Origin of the sequence: Bradyrhizobium sp. 197 (assembly GCF_023073375.1) — a bacterium.
In the GTDB taxonomy this organism is placed as follows: Bacteria; Pseudomonadota; Alphaproteobacteria; order Rhizobiales; family Xanthobacteraceae; genus Bradyrhizobium.
In genome coordinates this window covers 1-17,007 of the sequence record NZ_JADPJJ010000058.1, presented here as the reverse complement: position 1 = coordinate 17,007, position 17,007 = coordinate 1, and the positions used below count along the sequence as shown (strand labels likewise).

Sequence of the window (17,007 nt, the reverse complement as noted above, 5' to 3'; positions counted from 1 at the left end):
CAGCCGGTCCCGCGCGGCAACCCGGATGGACCCGCAAATCGGCCGAAATTCGGCGATTTATGGGCCTTGCTTAACCGCAAGACCAGGTCCAGGACGGCGTCAGAGCGGCCGCCGCCGGATCAGGAATTTCTGCGTGCCCTCCAGCACCAGCTCCTTGCGCTGGTTGAACACGGTGCTTTTGAGCGTCACCGTGCCGGTCGTGCGTCCCAGCACCAGCTCGACGACCTCGAGCGCGGGATAGATGGTGTCGTCAGCGAACACCGGCTTGAGGAACCGGCTCGACTGCTCGAGGAAGCCGACCAGGGATTCCTCGACCATGAACGGAAACAGACCCGCGCCGGGTGCGGTGTGGATCAAGGTCTGAAAACCGTGGGCCAGCAAATGCGGCATGCCGCGGCTGCGGCAATACTCCACATCATAGTGCACCGGATGGGTGTCGCCGCTCGCGGTCTGGAACGCCGCGAACACCGCATTGGTCTGCGTGCGGCTCGGCAGCACGAAGCGCTCGCCGACCACGAAATCCTCAAACCAGCGTTGCGCGGGGATCATGCGATGCCGGGCCGGATCGAAGTCGGTCATGTCTTAGCTCTTTTCTTGGCTCTCTTCTTGGCTCTTGCGTTCGTGGGCAGCCTATCGCTACTTCGACGCGAAGAGTGCGACAATCCGTTCAATTCGTCCAACGCGGGCTTGTCCCGGCGGCCTGCGTCATTACAACGGCGCTCGATGCCCCTTTTCAAAAATCTCTCGGCCTATGACGAGCGCTCGGCGCGCCTCGCCGGCATTGCGCTCATGGTGCTGTCGATCTTCATGTTCTCGTTCGGCGATGCCATGGGCAAGTTCCTGGTCGGGACTTATTCGGTGGGGCAGCTGCTGTTTCTGCGCGCCTGCGCGGCGCTGCTGCTGCTGTCGCCGCTGGTCTGGCGGCAGCGTCACCAATTCCGGCATCTGGAGCGGCCGGGCCTTCAGCTCTTCCGCGTGATGCTGTCGACGCTGGAAGTGGCCGCCTTCTTCCTCGCGACGGTCTATCTGCCGCTCGCCGACGTCATCACCTATTATCTCGCCGGCCCCATCTTCGTCACCGCGATGTCGGCGATCTTCCTCGGCGAGAAGGTCGGCTGGCGGCGCTGGACGGCGATCCTGATCGGCTTCTGCGGCGTGCTGATCGCGCTGCGGCCGTCGGCGCAGACGATCAGCCTGCCGGCGCTGATCGCGCTTGGCGGCAGTCTTTCTTTCGCAACGCTGATGCTGATCACGCGCAGCCTGCGCAAGACGCCCGATATCGTGATGGCGTCGTCGCAATTCGTCGGCACGTTTTTGCTGGGCGCTGTGCTGTCGGCGTTCCACTGGGTGCCGCCGACATCAGGCAGCCTCGTGATCTTCGCGCTGGCGGGATGCGTCTCGGTCACCGCGCTGTTCTGCGTCAACCGCTCGCTCAAGCTGGCGCCGGCCAGCGTCGTCGTGCCCTATCAATATTCGATGATCGTCTGGGCGGTGATCTTCGGCTTCGTCGTGTTCGGCGACGTGCCTGAAGTCGCCACCATCGTCGGCGCCGCCATCATCATCGGCGCCGGGTTCTATATCTACCTGCGTGAGCGCGATCTCGGCCGCGCCGGCGGAGAGGTGAATCCGCCGGCGTAGTGCCTACCTCACGCGCCTCGCACTGCTCCAGCTCTTCAGCGACGCCCACACACTGCGCGAGAGGCGGAAGCAGTCGACGGGCGTGGACGAGCCCAGCGCCAGGAACCGGTGCAGCTGGACGCCGCTCCATTGGAAGCCGCACTTCTCCAGCACCTTGCGCGACGCCGGATTGGTGACGCGTGCACCCGCATAAAGATGGTCGTCCTCGAACTCCTCGAAGAAGAAGTCGATCGCGCCGCGTGCGGCCTCGGTGGCAAAGCCCCGGCCCCAATGCTCGACGCCGAGCCAATAGCCGAGCTCGGCATTGTCGGGCGTGGAGCGGTCGATGCCGACCATGCCGACCGGACCGGAGTCCTGCTCGATCAGGAACACGGTCTCGCTGCCGAGCGCGGCGGTGGCGCGGACGAATTCGACGGCGTCGTCCTGCGAATAGGGATGGGGGAGGCGGCGGGTGTTCTCGGCGACGCGACGGTCGTTGGCCAGGAGGGCGATGGTCCTGACATCGGCGAGGGTCGGCCGCCGCAAGGTCAGCCGCTCGGTGGCGACGACGCTTGGTCTCGTCTCCCGCAAGGTCGTGCTCGAAAAATCCTGCAACATGTCCGGCTCCGTCGAAGTCACTAAGTGAAAAGTGAGCAAGTCAAACGAAAGGGGAGGCCGGTTTCCCGCCTCCCCTGGAGCCTTCGATCTCTTTGATCTCAAGGACTCCGCCGGTTCGGTCTGGGACCCGGCGGACTCCAAATTTGACCCACCGTCTATTCAGCCGCCTCTGCGAGCGGGAGCACCGAGATGAAGGTGCGACCGTTGGCTTTGGCCTGGAATGTTACGCGACCCTCGATCTTGGCGAACAAAGTGTGGTCGGTGCCCATGCCGACATTAAGGCCGGGATGCCAGGTGGTGCCGCGCTGACGCGCAATGATGTTGCCGGGAATCACGACTTCCCCGCCGAACGCCTTGATACCGAGGCGCTTGCCTTTGGAATCGCGACCGTTGCGCGATGAACCGCCTGCTTTTTTGTGAGCCATGGCTCGTCTCCGAAATCTTACGTATTTCTAGATCAATTCCTTGACGGAATCATTTCACAATTTCTCACGCATCACTTCGTGATGCGCGTGATCAAATTATGCGGCGTCGGCTTCTTCGGTCGTGGTCTCTGGCTTGACGACCTTTTCCCGCTTCGGACGCGGGCCCTTTGTGGGCTTGGCGCCGTCCGTCAGGATCTCGCTGATGCGCAGCACCGTGATCTCGTCGCGATAGCCGCGCTTGCGGCGCGAGTTCTTGCGGCGGCGCTTCTTGAACGCGATGACCTTGGGGCCACGCTTGTGGTCGAGCACCTCGACCGCGACGGACGCACCTGCAACCGTCGGCAGACCCAGGAGCGGCGTGTCGCCGCCGACCAGCAGAACTTCGTTCAATTGCACGATCGAGCCGACTTCGCCTTCGATCTTGCCTACTTCCAGGACATCATCCGGAACGACGCGGTACTGCCGGCCGCCGGTTTTGATGACTGCGAACATCGTTGTTTTCCTTCGTGTTCATTCCCGGCCTCGCGACATAGTGTCGGGGCCGGCTTTTTGTCAGTCGCGGGTTTATGCGAATATGGGTTTATGCGAGTTTTGTGCGGGCGGGAGTTATCCCTTTGAAAACCCACGCAAAAACAAGCGGCGCGAGAAACGCCCCGCGCCGGTTGCGGGATTTATAGCCGCTCGCTCCCGGGAGTCAAGGAAAAGCAGGCGAAAACGGCCCGAAATTGAAGGATTTGGGCCAGATCGGAGCTCTCTACTGAATCCCGCGCCGCGCTGCAACCAACCGGTTCCGCCGCCGTTGTCCTGACGAAGTTCGCAAAGGGCGAGGGGGCATCCATGGCAACGGAAGAGTTGGTCAAGACGACGGGCATCGCCACCCACGGCGCGGCACGGCTGCCGTCGGTGGACGTCGACAGTTTGAACATCGAGATGAAGGACGACGACGGCTTTCTCGGCGACCGCGCCAGCAAGGGCGCGTTCCGCGAGATCCTCGATCGCTGGCGCAAGCCGCTGCGCAAGACTGGCGAGGACCCGTTCGGCAAGGAGCCGTCGGAGGAGGTCAGCAAGAAGACCCTGGATGCCATCCTGGTCGGTGACGATGTCGAGGCCTCCGCGGTCGTGCACAGCGCGATCGAGGACTTCGCGCAGGAGCTCGCTTACGTCACGCGCCGCTTCCTCAAGTCCAAGGCCTGGGCCAAGACCGAGCGGATCGTGGTCGGTGGCGGTTTCCGCGATTCCCGGCTCGGCGAGCTCGCGATCGCCCGCGCCGAGATCATCCTCAAATCCGAGGACTTCAAGATCGACATGATGCCGATCCGCCATCACCCCGATGAAGCCGGCCTGATCGGCGCGCTGCATCTGGCGCCGTCATGGATCTTCGAAGCCTATGACAGCATCCTCGCCGTCGATATCGGCGGCACCAACATCCGCTGCGGCCTGGTCGAGACCGGCTGGAAAAAGGCAAAAGACCTGTCGAAGGCCAAGGTCGTGAAGTCCGAGCTGTGGCGTCATGCCGACGACGAGCCGACGCGCGAAGGCGCAGTGAAGCGGCTCACCAAGATGCTGAAGGGGCTGATCACGGAGGCCGAGGCGGAAGGCTTCAAGCTGGCACCCTTCATCGGCATCGCCTGTCCTGGCGTGATCGACGAGGACGGCTCGATCGAGAAGGGCGCGCAGAACCTGCCGGGCAATTGGGAGAGCAGCAAGTTCAACCTGCCGGCGAGCCTGATCGAGGGCATTCCTGAGATCGGCGAGCACGACACCGCGATCCTGATGCACAATGACGGCGTGGTTCAGGGGCTCTCCGAGGTGCCGTTCATGCAGGACGTCGATCGCTGGGGCGTGCTCACCATCGGCACCGGGCTCGGCAATGCCCGCTTCACCAATCGCCGCAAGGACAGCGGCCAAGGCAAAGATAACGGAAAAGACCGGGATTCCACGGACAACGGCAAGAAAAAGAGCAAGAACGGCAACAAGGCCGACTAGCCAGCGTTTTCGAGCGAAGTGGATGCCGGTTCGCGTCAGGAAAACACGCCAAAACAACAATCTGGAGACCCGTTCCGATTTCATCGGAACGGAAACGGCTCCAGAGTAACCTTGACTGGTTAGGTTAAGGGCCGGTTTGCGTTGCGGCGCACGGGCCGCGCGCTAGGGTCGAATCGTCGCCTCACCTGGCCGGCGAAGCCGCCCTTCCCAGCCAGTATTTTAATGAGCGGCACGGGACCGCCAGTGTTTACCGCGTCTGGCGGTCCCACCTCCCTTTGGGGGTCACCTATGGGCTTACCGGGAAACCGGTGATTCGGGCGGCGATGGCGCCGCCTCTGGGCTCGCGCCGGGTCATCGGCGAACGGTTCACGCCCAATTCGCTCAAACTGCCGCCGAAATCCGAGGGTCGTTCCCATCGCCCCCGCGACATCGTGGGGTCCGGCCGGAAAACCGGTCTGATTTTCCGCTCGCGCGCCTTGTCTGGCCCGCCATCCTCGCCTATTAACGCCCCCAACCACAGGGGCCCTGCTCCTTACTTGGCGCCTTCAGGAGAGGTGGCAGAGTGGTCGAATGCACCGCACTCGAAATGCGGCATAGGTGCAAGCCTATCGGGGGTTCGAATCCCTCCCTCTCCGCCAATTGATCCTCCAGGTACCGGCGACAAGCGCCCGCTTCAAGGCCGCCCGCGTTCGACGAACGGCGCATCACGTCCCAGACTCGTGGCGAGGTCCGTCGGGCAACATTGAGCCGCAAGAACGTGGGCGCTGTCCTGTCCCTTCTATCAAGCGGATTGGCTGATGCTTGGCCGAGGGCGAGAAACTTTAACCACCTATGGGTAGAATTGTTGCCGACTGAAAGGCTTGTGACAGCTGACGAAACTTGTGAAAGCAAAGCTTAGTCGGAGCGGTGAGGGCGGCTTTGCTGGATACAAGGCCGTAGTCGCTTGCTAATGTCGGTACAGGACGGCTCCGGAACGAGATCGTGAAATAAGGACTATGACGACCGCTCGCCACATCGTCGCGCTGCTGCAAAGTCATATCGATGGGGATGAGGATCGCTTCCTCTCCATTGCGACGCAGCTCGCTGCGCATCAGGCAAGGCAGGGCCACGGCAAGCTCGCCCAGGAACTGCGCGAGCTGATCGATGCTGCAAAGGGGAAGGGCATCAATGTAGGGCGGCGCGGCGCGGGGCCGGTCCCGCTTGCCCAGCCAAAGGGCGAACTCAGTAATCTGCTCTCGGCCCGCTATTCCGACATCCGCCTCAATAGCATGGTGCTGGGGCCTGAGCTGAAGGCGCGACTAGCGCGTATCCTGACCGAACAGCGTCAGCAAGAGCGTCTGCGCGCGCGTGGTTTGCAGCCACGTCGCAAGGTGCTGCTCGTTGGCCCCCCCGGTTCGGGCAAGACGATGACGGCTTCGGCTCTAGCGGGCGAACTGAAGCTTCCGTTGTTTGCCGTTTTATATCAGGGCCTAATCGGCAAGCTCATGGGAGAGACGGCCACACGTTTGCGCCTCGTGTTCGACGCCATCGCGGTCCAGCGTGGCGTTTACTTCTTCGATGAGTTCGATGCGATTGGCTCGCAACGTTCGCAGCCGAACGATGTCGGCGAGATCCGACGTGTGCTCAACTCGTTCCTTCAGTTCCTTGAAAACGACGATGGGCCGAGCCTGATTATTGCCGCGACGAACCATCCCGAATTGCTCGACAAGGCCGTTTTCCGTCGCTTCGACGACGTCATTAATTACGGATTGCCGGACCCGGAGATCGCGCTCGGCATATTGGAGTCGCATCTGACAGGGTACGACCTTTCGGACATCAATTGGACATCGGTTTTGGAAGCCACTGCGGGCTTGAGCCAGGCGGAAGTCTCACGGGCAGCCGACGAGGCGGCGAAAATCGCCGTGCTCGAAGACTCGGATGAGATCAAAACGCCGACGCTGCTCTCGACGTTGGCGGAGCGCCGAGCCGTCACAAGTTGAGGCGCAGTCGATAGATGGCCCGACCGCCGCGCAATCGGCCGCATTTTCATCTTGAGGGTGGCGGTGAATCCGAGCCGTACACTTCGCCGCGCATTGTCATCACGGGACTGCCTCCAGCGCGGGTAAGAGCGCAGCACGCAGAAAAGCTCGGCCGCGCGATCGGGACCGCGGTCCAGCAGGCTCGACAGAAGCTCGGGACTCGCGACCAAGCGGTCGCTGAAGGCGAGAAGGGGTTCTATCTTGAATTCCAGATCCCGGCTGCGGAGCGGGATGCCGTCGAAGGTCTTGAAAACAAGCCCGCCGAGATTGAACTCGTCGCCGTTAGGCCCGCCGCTGATAATCAGGAGATGGTCTCGGCCACCGTGTTCGTGCCTGAACGCTCAGCCGAGTTCTTTGCCAAAAAGGTCGAGACATATCGCGACAAGAACTCGAAGTCGGGAAAGCCCAGGAACGAAGCTTTGGTCGCTCGAATCGAGGATGTTCGCCTTGGAGCCGTTCGTTCGCTTTTCACGGACAGTATGGCGCTCTTCCCGGGGGCTGGTCGTCAGGCGTGGTGGGAGGTCTGGGTTCGTGACGGTCGCTTGGAGACACTTCGGCATGTCGCGCAGCGCCTAAACGTGGCGCTAAAGGAACATGCCATCAGCTTTCCCGAACGTGATGTGATCCTGGCGCTCGCCAACGAAGAAACGATAGCGAGGCTCGTCGATAACAGTGACGCCGTGGCTGAACTGCGTATCGCCAAGGATACGCCGACGCTTTTTCTCGAAATGCGGCCAATTGAACAGGCCGGCTGGGTAGGCAATCTGACCGAGCGGGTCGAACCACCTGATGCTGCGGCACCCGCAATCTGCCTTCTCGACAGCGGAGCGACTCGCGCGCACCCCTTGATCGAGCCGGGCTTGGATGCTGCTGACCAGCACGCCTATGACAAGGACTGGGGCGTGGGCGATAGCGCTTACTGGAACGGCCACGGCACGTCGATGTCAGGTGTCGCGCTCTATGGCGATCTCGAAGCAGCGCTAAACCATGGTGGTCAGGTCGAGTTACGCCATCGGCTGGAGACAGTGAAAATTCTGCCGCCGGCTGGCCAGAACGATCCCGAACTTTATGGAGCAATCACCGAAGCCGGCATTGTCAAGGCTGAGGGGCAGGCTCCACGTCGCCGACGCGTGTTTTGCTTGGCAATGACGAGCGAAGTCGGTCTTGGTCGCGGTCGCCCATCATCGTGGTCGGCGGCCATCGATCAGCTTTGCTATGGAGGTGGCGACCGCCGGCGCCTTATGGTGCTCTCTGCGGGTAATCTGCGAGGCGAAATTGCGGCTGAGGACTATCCTGACCGAAACGACCTTGAAGAGATCGAGAGCCCCGCTCAAGCGTGGAATCCCTTGGTTGTCGGTGCATACACAGACAAGATCGGTATCTTTCATCCCGACTTTGACGGTTGGCAGCCAGTGGCGCCGGCCGGCGACTTATCCCCGGCGAGCCGAACGTCTGGCATCTGGGATCGTCAGTGGCCAATCCGACCAGACGTCGTCTTTGAAGGTGGTAACTTCGCCCATGATGGTGTCAATCCAGCTTCTGCGATCGATGATCTTCAACTCCTAACGACGCACTACCGCCCGCAAATGCGCCTCTTCGAGACGTTCGGCGACACGAGCGCGGCTGCGGCGTTGGGTTCGCACCTTTGCGCCGGTGTTCTGGTCGCGCGGCCCGAACTCTGGCCGGAAACTGTACGAGCTCTCGCGGTGCATTCGGCCGAATGGACACCGGCGATGCGCGCGCAGATCGAGGGGGCTGCCCAGTCACAGAAGGTGGCCATGCTTCGCCGATATGGATGGGGCGTACCGGATATCGGTCGTGCAGTGATGAGTGCGACGGACGATGCGACCTTAGTCGTCGAAGATGCGCTTCTGCCGTTCCGGAAGGATGGCTCGACGATAAAGACTCGCAGCATGAACCTTCACCGCTTGCCTTGGCCTCGAGACGAATTGCTCGCGTTAGGGGAGCATGATGTCGAGTTGCGGCTGACCTTGTCCTACTTCGTCGAGCCCAATCCCGGGGAACGGGGATGGACTCGACGGCATCGCTATTCGTCTCATTCGATCCGTTTTGCGGTGAAGCGATCACTGGAGAGTCTCCAGCAATTTCGTCAGCGTATCAACAAGGCTGCCGAGGCGGAAGAAGAGGGGCAGGCTGGAGCCGCGGTAGGTGGCGACAATTGGGTGCTTGGTCCGATCCGCGATAAGGGATCTATCCATTCGGACATCTGGCGTGGAAGTGCGGCTGAGCTCGCTGAGCGCGATGCGATCGGCGTGTTCCCGATCAGCGGCTGGTGGAAAGAAAAGCCCGCGCTTCAGCGTTGGGACCGCTCGGCTCGGTATGCGCTAATCGTATCGGTGAGGGCACCTGGAGCAAACGTCGATATCTATACGGCGATTGCCACCAAAATTGAGGTTCCGATACCTGCTGCGTGAAGAAGCGGGTGGCTCGATTGTTGATCGCATATACCCACGTGAGACGATCGCCTCTGCATGCGGATTCACGTCTCGCGCCGCATCCCAGCCGCTGCGGACGAGGCAGAGCTCGATGACATTTTTGAGAACTGAAAGGCAATTACTCTACGTCGCCTGCGCGCGAAGTCGGGTTGATCGGGATGCGTTTGCCTGAAGGGCGATTCTTCAGCTAAGATATCCTCGACTGCGTTTGCCCCGCCGGGGGCGTAACGTCCCTGCAGATCACACGCTCTTCAATGAAGCCATCTTGCCCCTGTTTTGCCCGACGGGTCAAATGACGCGCGATGTCATCCGGAGTCCGCCGACGCTAATCTCTGCCGACCTCGGGAAACCAGGCAGCAGTGTCGGCAATAACGCGCTCCAGTGCCGGTTCAGACCCATCATGCTTCGCCGCGCATCGCTCTTGAAAGTTTGCCCGCCGCATCACACGACTCCGCCCCCTCGCGTAAGTCATTGATCTTGCAGCCGCCGGCTACTGTGCATGGGGTTGTTTTCGAGTTTTTTGTTGTCCGGTCGCGGAAGACGTGGGACTTGATCGTCACGCACGCTGGCCGACGCCATCGGCAAAGGCCGATGATCATCACCCAAAAAGCGAGATGAGCATGCAATCTTCCGGGAGCGGCTGGGGCAACGGGCTGCTCGGCGTCATCATCTTCAGCGGCTCGCTGCCGGCGACGCGCGTGGCGGTCGGCGATTTTTCCGCGCTGTTCCTGACGTCCGCGCGCGCGGTCATCGCGGCACTGATCGGTGTGGCCGTGCTCGGCCTGCTTCGTCAGGCGCGGCCGCAGCGGAAGGATCTCGTCTCGCTCGCCATCGTCTCCATCGGGGTCGTGGTCGGCTTCCCCCTGCTGACGGCACTCGCGCTCCAGCACATCACGTCTGCGCATTCGATCGTCTTCATTGGCCTCTTGCCGCTCTCGACCGCGATCTTCGGCGTGCTGCGCGGCGGCGAGCGGCCGCAGCCGATGTTCTGGCTGTTCGCCGTCCTCGGCAGCGCCACGGTGGCGGGCTTTGCCTTCTCCAACGATGGCTCCGCATCGCTGACCGGCGATCTCCTGATGGTCGCGGCGATCGTGCTGTGCGGGCTCGGCTACGCCGAGGGCGGCGCGCTGTCGCGTCGCCTCGGCGGCTGGCAGGTGATCTCCTGGGCGCTGCTGCTGGCGCTGCCGCTGATGGTGCCGATCGTGATCCTGACCTGGCCGTCGACCTGGAGCGGCGTCGGCGCGCCCGCCTGGATCGGGCTCGCCTACGTCTCGGTGTTCAGCATGTTCGTCGGCTTCATCTTCTGGTATCGCGGGCTTGCGATCGGCGGCATCGCCCGCGTCGGCCAGTTGCAGCAGCTCCAGCCGTTCTTCGGCCTCGCGCTCGCAGGCTGGCTGCTGCACGAGCCCGTCGCCTGGAGCATGATCGCCGCGACCGCGCTGGTGGTCGCCTGCGTGTTCTTCGCGCGGCGGTTTGCCTGAGGCCGCCTCACGCGCCTCCCATCACCGTCCGCGTCAGCGTGCTCCTCGCGAACTTCTTCAGCGGCATCGGCTTGCCGAACAGAAAGCCCTGCACGCAGTCGAAGCCGAGCTCGTTCGCCGCGACGAGATCGGCGCGGCTCTCGACGCCTTCGGCCACGGTGCCGGCGCCGTAGCCCTGCGCGAGCTCGACGATGTGGCGGCACACCGTGCGCTTGAGGCGGTCACTGCCGCTGCCGGTGACGAAGTGCCGGTCGGCCTTCAGCTTGATGAAGGGAATCTTGTCCATATCCATCAGCGACGGCCAGTTGGCGCCGAGATTGTCGATCGACAGGCCGATATTGTGCAGGCGCACTTCGCGGGCGACCTCGGCGAGGTGATCGAGGTCGCGGATCGCCTCGTCGCTGTCGATCTCGATCGTCAGCCCGCCGAACGCCGGATGCGTCGGCATGCGGCGGCAGAGATCGCGCACGGCCTGCGGCTCCGTCAGATACGACGCGGGCAAATTGATCGAGAGATCGACCGGGCTCTGCTGCTCCAGCAGATAGTGCCAGTCCTGCATGGCGCGCTCGATCACGAATTCGGACAGGTCGCGCAGATGCGGGTCGTGCTCTTCGGGGATGAAATAGGCCGGCGGCACCACGCCCCAGGTCGGATGCCGCATCCGCACCAGCGCCTCGGCGCCGCTGCGGATCAGCGTGCGCGCGTCGATCCTGGGCTGGTACCAAAGCTCGAGCCAGCCGGCATGCAGAGCCTCGCCGACATGCACGGCCGGGCTCGGCGCCGGCTCGTTCGGCAGCAGCATCGCGACGCGATCGCGCAACGTCTCCGCGGCAAAGGGCGTCGTCAGCGGCGGCAGCATCGCAAGGCCGTATTCCTCGCCGACCTGCTGCACGGCCCTGACGATGATCGACTCGCGGGCGCCGACGGCCAGAACCTTGCCGTCGAATGCCTCGCGCACCAGCGTCTCCAGAAACATGCCTGGCTCGATGCCGTCGGCAGCGATGCCGAGCAGGATCAGGTCGGGCAATTCGCTCGCCAGTACCGTTCGCAGCTCGTCGGCGCTGGCGCATTCGGTGGTGACGAAGCCGAGATCCTCCAGCACTTCGGAGAGAAAAGCGCGCAGATGGCGCTTGCCGTCGGCCACGCATGCGCGCGGCGTCACCTTTCGTCGTCCGAAGGTTTTTGGCCTTCGTCCAGCGAGTTCAACAGTTTCATCTTTCATCGCAAACCACTCCCGTTCCGCGACCGGTGTGTTAGCGACGTGAGCAGTTTCAAATATGGAAGGCTTCAGTCGATTGTTGAATTATCTGGGTAACGTTAAAGCACCCATCATGTCTAAAATTGTCGGGATCTCGTTGGAGAAGTTTTTACGTCTGCCCGCGCGGCGCGCGCAGGTGTGCGGCAATCAACGGAGATTTTCGCGACGTGCGGTGCGGCGGTATGCACGCGCACTGTCCTGCAATTGGACGAAGCCGCGCGCGCCTTCGCCCAATTGAATAATGGCCGCCTCAATTGCCCGTGGGCTTCGCGCGATGCGCGTATGTTCCCGCTTCGCTCGTGACGGTTCTGCGACGATGCGTCCGGCTGCGCCGGCGCCATTGTGAAGCACATCACATGCGTATTGCTGCAGCTGCGCTATTGCTCTGGGCAGCCGGTGGTGGGCTGTCAGGGATCGCAGCAATGACGACGCGGCGAATAATGTATTGGTGGTTCAGATTCGTGCTGTCAGGACGATTTCTCGATCGCTTCCTGTGCCTGCCGCGCGCGCAGTAGCGCGGGATCAGGTTTGGCCGATCAATTTGCGGAGCGCGGCCGCACCGTCTTCGATCGCATCGCGTCCCTTCCAGGCCAGATAGCTCAGCTTTCCGCTGAGCGTGTCGTGGCTGCGCAGCCGGCGCGAGCCGAGAATGTGGCCGACATTGGAAGGGAAGCGGCTTACCTCGGCGGACACCAGCGCCGCGATCGCGTCCATCAATTGCTGGAGGCGAATGCCCCATTCGCAATTCTCGATGCCGTCGATGCGCACCTTGAGCGCATATTCGGTGTCGTAGATCTCGGTGAGCAGGTCGCGCGCGACCAGCACCCGGTTGTGACGAAGCGCGATACGCAAAGCCAGGCGTTTGTCGTCGAGCTGGTCGAGCACCATGTGAACGACGAAGGCATAGGGCGTGGCGGCAACATCCGCGGCGCTCTTGCTCGCGGCGGCCTTGGTGGCAAGGCGCACCAATTGCCAGAACGTCTTCAGCCGCCTCGCCACCAGCGTCAGCGCGAATGGCAGCGCCTCGGGATGGGCCTTCTTGAAGGCGTCGAGTTGCGCGGTGATCTGGGTAACCTGGCCGTCGTCGAATTTCGCGATCTTCTCGGGCAGCTTTTCGTTGAACTTCGGCAGCGCAGCGCCGGCGCGCAGCACATGCTGCATCTTCTTCACGTCGTCGAAGGCGGTGCGCGACGCCGTGTATTGCGCGAGCTTGCCGCGCGCGAACTCGGTGCTCTCCACCGATGCGAGCGTGCTCTCGAGAACCTTGACGACCTTGGTCTGGAAGGTCGATGCGATCTTCAGCACTTCCTTCGGGTTGTTGGCGGCGACCTGGTCGTTGATCGCCTTGATGTAGTCGCGCGCCATGGTCGGCAGCAGGTCGCGGCAGATCCACTCCCAGATCGGGGTGAGGGTGTTGCGCGAGATCCGCCCCAGATTGGCGTGCTCGGGCGCGCCGTCGATCAGGAGCAGCTCGAGCGGCGCGAAGAAATATCGCGAGGGGCTGGTGGCGCGCGCCTGGCTCGATCCGTCCTTGCGAAATTCGGCCCGCAGCTTGGAGTGGATATCGGCCGCGCCGGGCATGTCGATGCCGCATAGCTCAAGCCGCTCGATCTCGCTGAGCAGGCAGCTGCGCGACAGCGGCGTCAGCTTCTGCAGGAAGTCCGATAGCTGGTCGATCTCGTTCATGGCACGCAATCTTCCGCAACGATTCCAGCAGGCCTACCGGCCCAATGCATGGAGGCATTTGCGCGCTCTCAAGTGCGACATAGAGAAGCAAGCCGCCGTTAATTTATCCGTAAAGTCCGGGAGCAGCGGTATTCGGCGGGGATGCGATGGTTAAAAGGCTCCGGCCCATCTGCCCAGCATTTGGGCAGATTTATCAACCTAAGCATATTGGGGGACGAAGCCACTCAAGCACAAAGTGTGCCTACGCCGGTGTTTCAGCACAAAACTGCCAAAATGACCGTAGTCTTACGGAGCAAAAAGTTAATCACAGATCGGTCTGGGTTCCGCTAAAGAGTGACATGGGGTCACAGAATGATACGGCCACTGATTCGCGGCCTTCGGAATGGTACGAAAGCAAAGCTGCTCCAACTGAAGAGCTCGATGCCGTCCGCCTGAACGCCGCCCGTGCCAAGGCGGCCGACGAAATGGCCGCCGCCATCGCCCGCGAGCTCAACGGCCCCCTCACTGCCCTCCTGCTCTACATGGGCGAAATCAAGCACCACAGCGATCAGCTCGCGCCTGTGACGGGCGACCGTGCCTATTTGCAGCGGGTGGTGGAGAATGCGCTGGCGCAGACCGAGCGGGTTTGTGGCCTGGTCAAGCAGCTTGCCGGTTCTCACAAGGGCGGCCTGCCGACCGCGTCCAGGACCGAGGACGCCGAATCGAAGGCCACCGCACGCGCGCCGCAGCGGGTGCCGAGCGCCGAAATCCTCGGCCTGTCAGGCCAGAAGCGGCTGACCAAGCGCGAGCGCGAGGTGCTGAGGCTGATCAGCGAGGGCTATTCGAACAAGCAGGGGGCGCTTCGGATGCAGATCAGTCCGCGCACCTTCGAGAGCCATCGCGCCGAGGCGATGCGCAAGCTCGGTGCGCGCAACACCGCGGATCTCGTCCGTGCGGCGCTGCTGCATTCGATCGACTGAAGGCTCTTGTGCCGTGCCGCCCGTCGGCGGCGAGGGCCGGGCCCGAGCAATCTCGCGATAAAGCCCGGAGCCCGATCGCGCTCAGAAATAATCTTCAGCGAACGGACGTGCGCGCGACGAGGGCCGCAGCGGCTTGAGCTCTTCCTTCGGCCCGTTGGGAATGATGGTGATGGTCCAGCGGGGCGGTGTGCTCGATTCCTGCACCAGCACCGAACGCACGAAGCCAGTCACCGTCGCCTCGCCAGCGGTCACCGTCGCCATCCGGCCGTTGAACTGTGCGATGCGGAAGCGACGGACCTCTTTCTGGTCCGCAGTCTCGTAGGTGAACATGGAAACCCTCCTGGTTTCCGGTGACTATCGCCACTTATGATTAGCCTTCTGTGAAAATCCCAAACCGTAGAAGTACGGCGGGGATGCACGCATGAGTGGTCAGAGCGTTTTCGAGCGAAGTGGATGCCGGTTCGCGTGAAGAAAACGCGTCAATAAGAATCTAGGCCTCCAAGAATCTAGGCCCCGGGCTCCTGCGCGCGCGCGGCGGCGTAGGCGGCGTCCATCAGGTCCAGGAGATCGCGGAATTCGGGGCCACCCAGCATCTCCGCGGTCATCTCCAGCCGCAGCGCCAGCGCCGCGAGCCTGACATAGCCGAACGTTGCGGCCGCGCTCTTCAGCGAATGCGCTTCGCGCGCGATCCTGCCGTGGTGCTGCGCGAGCGAGAGCGTGCGGAACTGTTGCAGGCGCGCGCAGGTCTCGCACCAGAACACGTCGCGCACTTCACCGGCACCGTCCTCGCCTATCTCGCGCACCAGCGCCTGGTACGCGCCCGGCTCGCGCGCGGGCTCGGCATCGAGCCCTGTCTGTGCCGCCGCGACGGTGACTTCGAACATGGTTTTGCCTGCCTCGATCACGGTCCGTTTGCCGCCCGGCCCGTAACGGCTGCGCGTCAGGCCCGTGTCTACGGCATCCCGATTTCAGTTCCGATAGCAGGATGATCGGTGTTTGCAGGCCGGAATTAGCCGCCGGTTCACCACGCGGCGGCGCCGGTCAGCGCGGGCCGAGCAACCGGTCGTACTGCGCCTTCACGGTGGCGTAGCATTCGCACGCCGTCTGGCGCAGGCCGTCGAGGTTGAGGATCTGGATGTGCCCGCGGGTGTAGTGGATGAAATTGGCCTGCTGCAAGGTATTGGCGACCAGCGACACGCTGTTGCGCCGCGCTCCGATCATCTGCGCCATGGCCTCCTGGGTCAGCAGCAGCCGAAAGTCGCCGGAGAGGTCATGGGTGTGCAACAGGCAGCGCGACAGCCGCGATTCCACCGGATGGGCGGCGTTGCAGCCCGCAGTCTGCTGGACCTGCGCGTAGACCGCCAGCCCGTGACGCGTGAGTAGCGTCCGCAGGGTGCCGCTCTGGTCGGCCGCGACGCGCAGCACGTCGAGGTCCATCACGGAGGCGGAACCAGGAACCAGCACGATCGCCGTGTTCAGCGCGCAGGCATCGCCCATGGTCGAGAGCGTTCCGAGCAGGCTGTCGCGGCCGATCATGGCGACCTGCACATGCTCGCCCCTGGCGAGTTCCACCACCAGCGAGATGACGCCGCGGTGGGGAAAGTAGGCGCGCTTGAGCGTCTCGCCGGTCTCGACCAGCACCGCCTCATGCGGCAGATCGACCATACGCAAATGCGGGCGGATCAATTCATAATCGTCTGCCGACAGCGCGGACAGGAAACCGTTGGATGAACGCACCATCGTTTCCAAAGCTGCCTCCCGTCTCCTGGACCAGCGAGTCGCAGCACGCGAAACTGCTTGCTGCCCGGGTAAGTTTCATCATGTTCCCGTCGGGACATATTGGCAATTGGGACAAGATGTCCGTCCGCGGCTGCGACCGCGTGCACATCCGCGTCCAGAGGATGATCGCGTCGCTCGCCGCCATCAACGATTGTCTGCGGAGCACCGTCCCGACGGCGACCTTGCCTCGGCGTGGCGCCTCGGTTAGCGCGGCACCGGCCGCAGCGGACGCGGGTAACCGTTCGTTTACCGCAAAAGGCGGATCTGGCGAATCCCGGCAAAGCACCAAGCGACGGTGGCGAGAGCGCCCCGGATTGCAGGCGGCTCGGTTCAATTCCGCGAAGGCCGTGCATATCGTGCTTCACGAGCAGGGCTTTCCTGCGCGCTTGGCCTTGCTGTTGTCGGCACGTTTACCCAAAGCGTGCGGCCGTCGCGGCGTGGTGCCGGTCTGGCCGAAAAACGCTGTCGCATGCGGTCGAACGACAAACTTCTCTTCAATATCCGTATTAGCACGGAGGATGAAATTAACGGGACCGTGAAAGGGGATGTCTAACGATCCAAGGTAGGGCTTCCGTCCATGCCAAGCGCGGCTCGGGCGTCGAGATCCAGGTCAGTAAGGCGTAGCTCATGGATGATCTGTTGCGGGAGTTTTTGACGGAAACCGGCGAGAGCCTGGACACGGTGGACAATCAGCTTGTGAAGTTCGAGCAGGAGCCGAACAACG

16 protein-coding genes and 1 tRNA gene are annotated in these 17,007 nt (G+C 62.7%); 8 read left to right on the top strand and 9 right to left on the bottom strand.

The genetic code is table 11. The annotated features are described in order from the left end of the window. Positions 1 to 99: 99 nt before the first annotated feature. Positions 100 to 579: a MaoC family dehydratase gene (locus tag IVB27_RS13495; RefSeq protein ID WP_247444054.1), complete on the bottom strand. Its 480-nt coding sequence runs from the start codon at positions 577 to 579 to the stop codon at positions 100 to 102. 144 nt (positions 580 to 723) lie between these two features. On the opposite strand from IVB27_RS13495, the gene IVB27_RS13490 reads away from it, so the two are divergent. Continuing rightward, complete coding sequence (locus IVB27_RS13490) at positions 724 to 1,638, top strand: DMT family transporter (protein ID WP_247444053.1); 915 nt, start codon at positions 724 to 726, stop codon at positions 1,636 to 1,638. Between the two features lie 3 nt (positions 1,639 to 1,641). Here IVB27_RS13490 and IVB27_RS13485 read toward each other — a convergent pair whose 3' ends face one another. From IVB27_RS13485 to rplU, 3 genes are all read right to left on the bottom strand, one after another. Then, positions 1,642 to 2,235: a GNAT family N-acetyltransferase gene (locus tag IVB27_RS13485; protein ID WP_247444052.1), complete on the bottom strand. Its 594-nt coding sequence runs from the start codon at positions 2,233 to 2,235 to the stop codon at positions 1,642 to 1,644. Between the two features lie 155 nt (positions 2,236 to 2,390). Next, on the bottom strand, positions 2,391 to 2,660 hold the full coding sequence (gene rpmA / locus IVB27_RS13480; RefSeq protein WP_018459863.1) for a 50S ribosomal protein L27: 270 nt from the start codon (positions 2,658 to 2,660) through the stop codon (positions 2,391 to 2,393). 96 nt (positions 2,661 to 2,756) lie between these two features. Next, the gene (gene rplU / locus IVB27_RS13475; protein WP_247444051.1) at positions 2,757 to 3,152 is read right to left on the bottom strand and encodes a 50S ribosomal protein L21; all 396 of its coding nucleotides are present in this window, start codon (positions 3,150 to 3,152) and stop codon (positions 2,757 to 2,759) included. Positions 3,153 to 3,497: 345 nt separating this feature from the next. Here rplU and IVB27_RS13470 point away from each other — a divergent pair, with 345 nt between their 5' ends. The 5 genes from IVB27_RS13470 to IVB27_RS13450 all read left to right on the top strand — a co-directional run bounded on the left by IVB27_RS13470 (position 3,498) and on the right by IVB27_RS13450 (position 10,601). Then, entirely contained in the window at positions 3,498 to 4,646 is a 1,149-nt protein-coding gene (locus tag IVB27_RS13470) for an ROK family protein (RefSeq protein ID WP_247444050.1), read from the top strand. A 548-nt stretch (positions 4,647 to 5,194) separates the two neighbouring features. After that, positions 5,195 to 5,284 (top strand) — tRNA-Ser (locus tag IVB27_RS13465). 357 nt (positions 5,285 to 5,641) lie between these two features. Next, positions 5,642 to 6,625 carry an AAA family ATPase gene (locus IVB27_RS13460; RefSeq protein WP_247444049.1) on the top strand — a complete coding sequence of 328 codons (984 nt, stop codon included), beginning with the start codon at positions 5,642 to 5,644 and terminating at the stop codon, positions 6,623 to 6,625. Positions 6,626 to 6,639: 14 nt separating this feature from the next. Further along, entirely contained in the window at positions 6,640 to 9,099 is a 2,460-nt protein-coding gene (locus IVB27_RS13455; RefSeq protein ID WP_247444048.1) for a S8 family peptidase, read from the top strand. A 641-nt stretch (positions 9,100 to 9,740) separates the two neighbouring features. Beyond that, positions 9,741 to 10,601 (top strand): DMT family transporter, encoded by an 861-nt coding sequence (locus IVB27_RS13450; protein ID WP_247444047.1) that lies wholly within the window; start codon positions 9,741 to 9,743, stop codon positions 10,599 to 10,601. Between the two features lie 7 nt (positions 10,602 to 10,608). On the opposite strand, the gene IVB27_RS13445 is transcribed toward IVB27_RS13450, so the two are convergent. Both IVB27_RS13445 and IVB27_RS13440 read right to left on the bottom strand, forming a co-directional pair. After that, positions 10,609 to 11,823: an EAL domain-containing response regulator gene (locus tag IVB27_RS13445; RefSeq protein ID WP_247444046.1), complete on the bottom strand. Its 1,215-nt coding sequence runs from the start codon at positions 11,821 to 11,823 to the stop codon at positions 10,609 to 10,611. Positions 11,824 to 12,381: 558 nt separating this feature from the next. Then, positions 12,382 to 13,545 carry a hypothetical protein gene (locus IVB27_RS13440; RefSeq protein WP_247444045.1) on the bottom strand — a complete coding sequence of 388 codons (1,164 nt, stop codon included), beginning with the start codon at positions 13,543 to 13,545 and terminating at the stop codon, positions 12,382 to 12,384. 338 nt (positions 13,546 to 13,883) lie between these two features. Between IVB27_RS13440 and IVB27_RS13435 the strand changes: the two genes are divergently transcribed. Further along, positions 13,884 to 14,504: a LuxR C-terminal-related transcriptional regulator gene (locus IVB27_RS13435; RefSeq protein WP_247444044.1), complete on the top strand. Its 621-nt coding sequence runs from the start codon at positions 13,884 to 13,886 to the stop codon at positions 14,502 to 14,504. 81 nt (positions 14,505 to 14,585) lie between these two features. Here the strand turns inward: IVB27_RS13435 and IVB27_RS13430 are convergent, their stop codons facing one another. From IVB27_RS13430 to IVB27_RS13420, 3 genes are all read right to left on the bottom strand, one after another. After that, a complete protein-coding gene (locus IVB27_RS13430; RefSeq protein WP_247339500.1) occupies positions 14,586 to 14,834 on the bottom strand; it encodes a hypothetical protein in 249 nt (82 codons plus the stop codon). A gap of 176 nt (positions 14,835 to 15,010) precedes the next feature. After that, the gene (locus tag IVB27_RS13425) at positions 15,011 to 15,388 is read right to left on the bottom strand and encodes an Hpt domain-containing protein (protein ID WP_247444043.1); all 378 of its coding nucleotides are present in this window, start codon (positions 15,386 to 15,388) and stop codon (positions 15,011 to 15,013) included. 157 nt (positions 15,389 to 15,545) lie between these two features. Continuing rightward, positions 15,546 to 16,244, bottom strand: coding sequence for a Crp/Fnr family transcriptional regulator (locus IVB27_RS13420; protein WP_247444042.1), 699 nt, complete (start codon positions 16,242 to 16,244; stop codon positions 15,546 to 15,548). On the opposite strand from IVB27_RS13420, the gene IVB27_RS13415 reads away from it, so the two are divergent. Then, positions 16,232 to 16,822 (top strand): hypothetical protein, encoded by a 591-nt coding sequence (locus IVB27_RS13415; RefSeq protein ID WP_247444041.1) that lies wholly within the window; start codon positions 16,232 to 16,234, stop codon positions 16,820 to 16,822. The genes IVB27_RS13420 and IVB27_RS13415 overlap by 13 nt on opposite strands. The last annotated feature ends 185 nt before the right edge of the window (positions 16,823 to 17,007 follow it).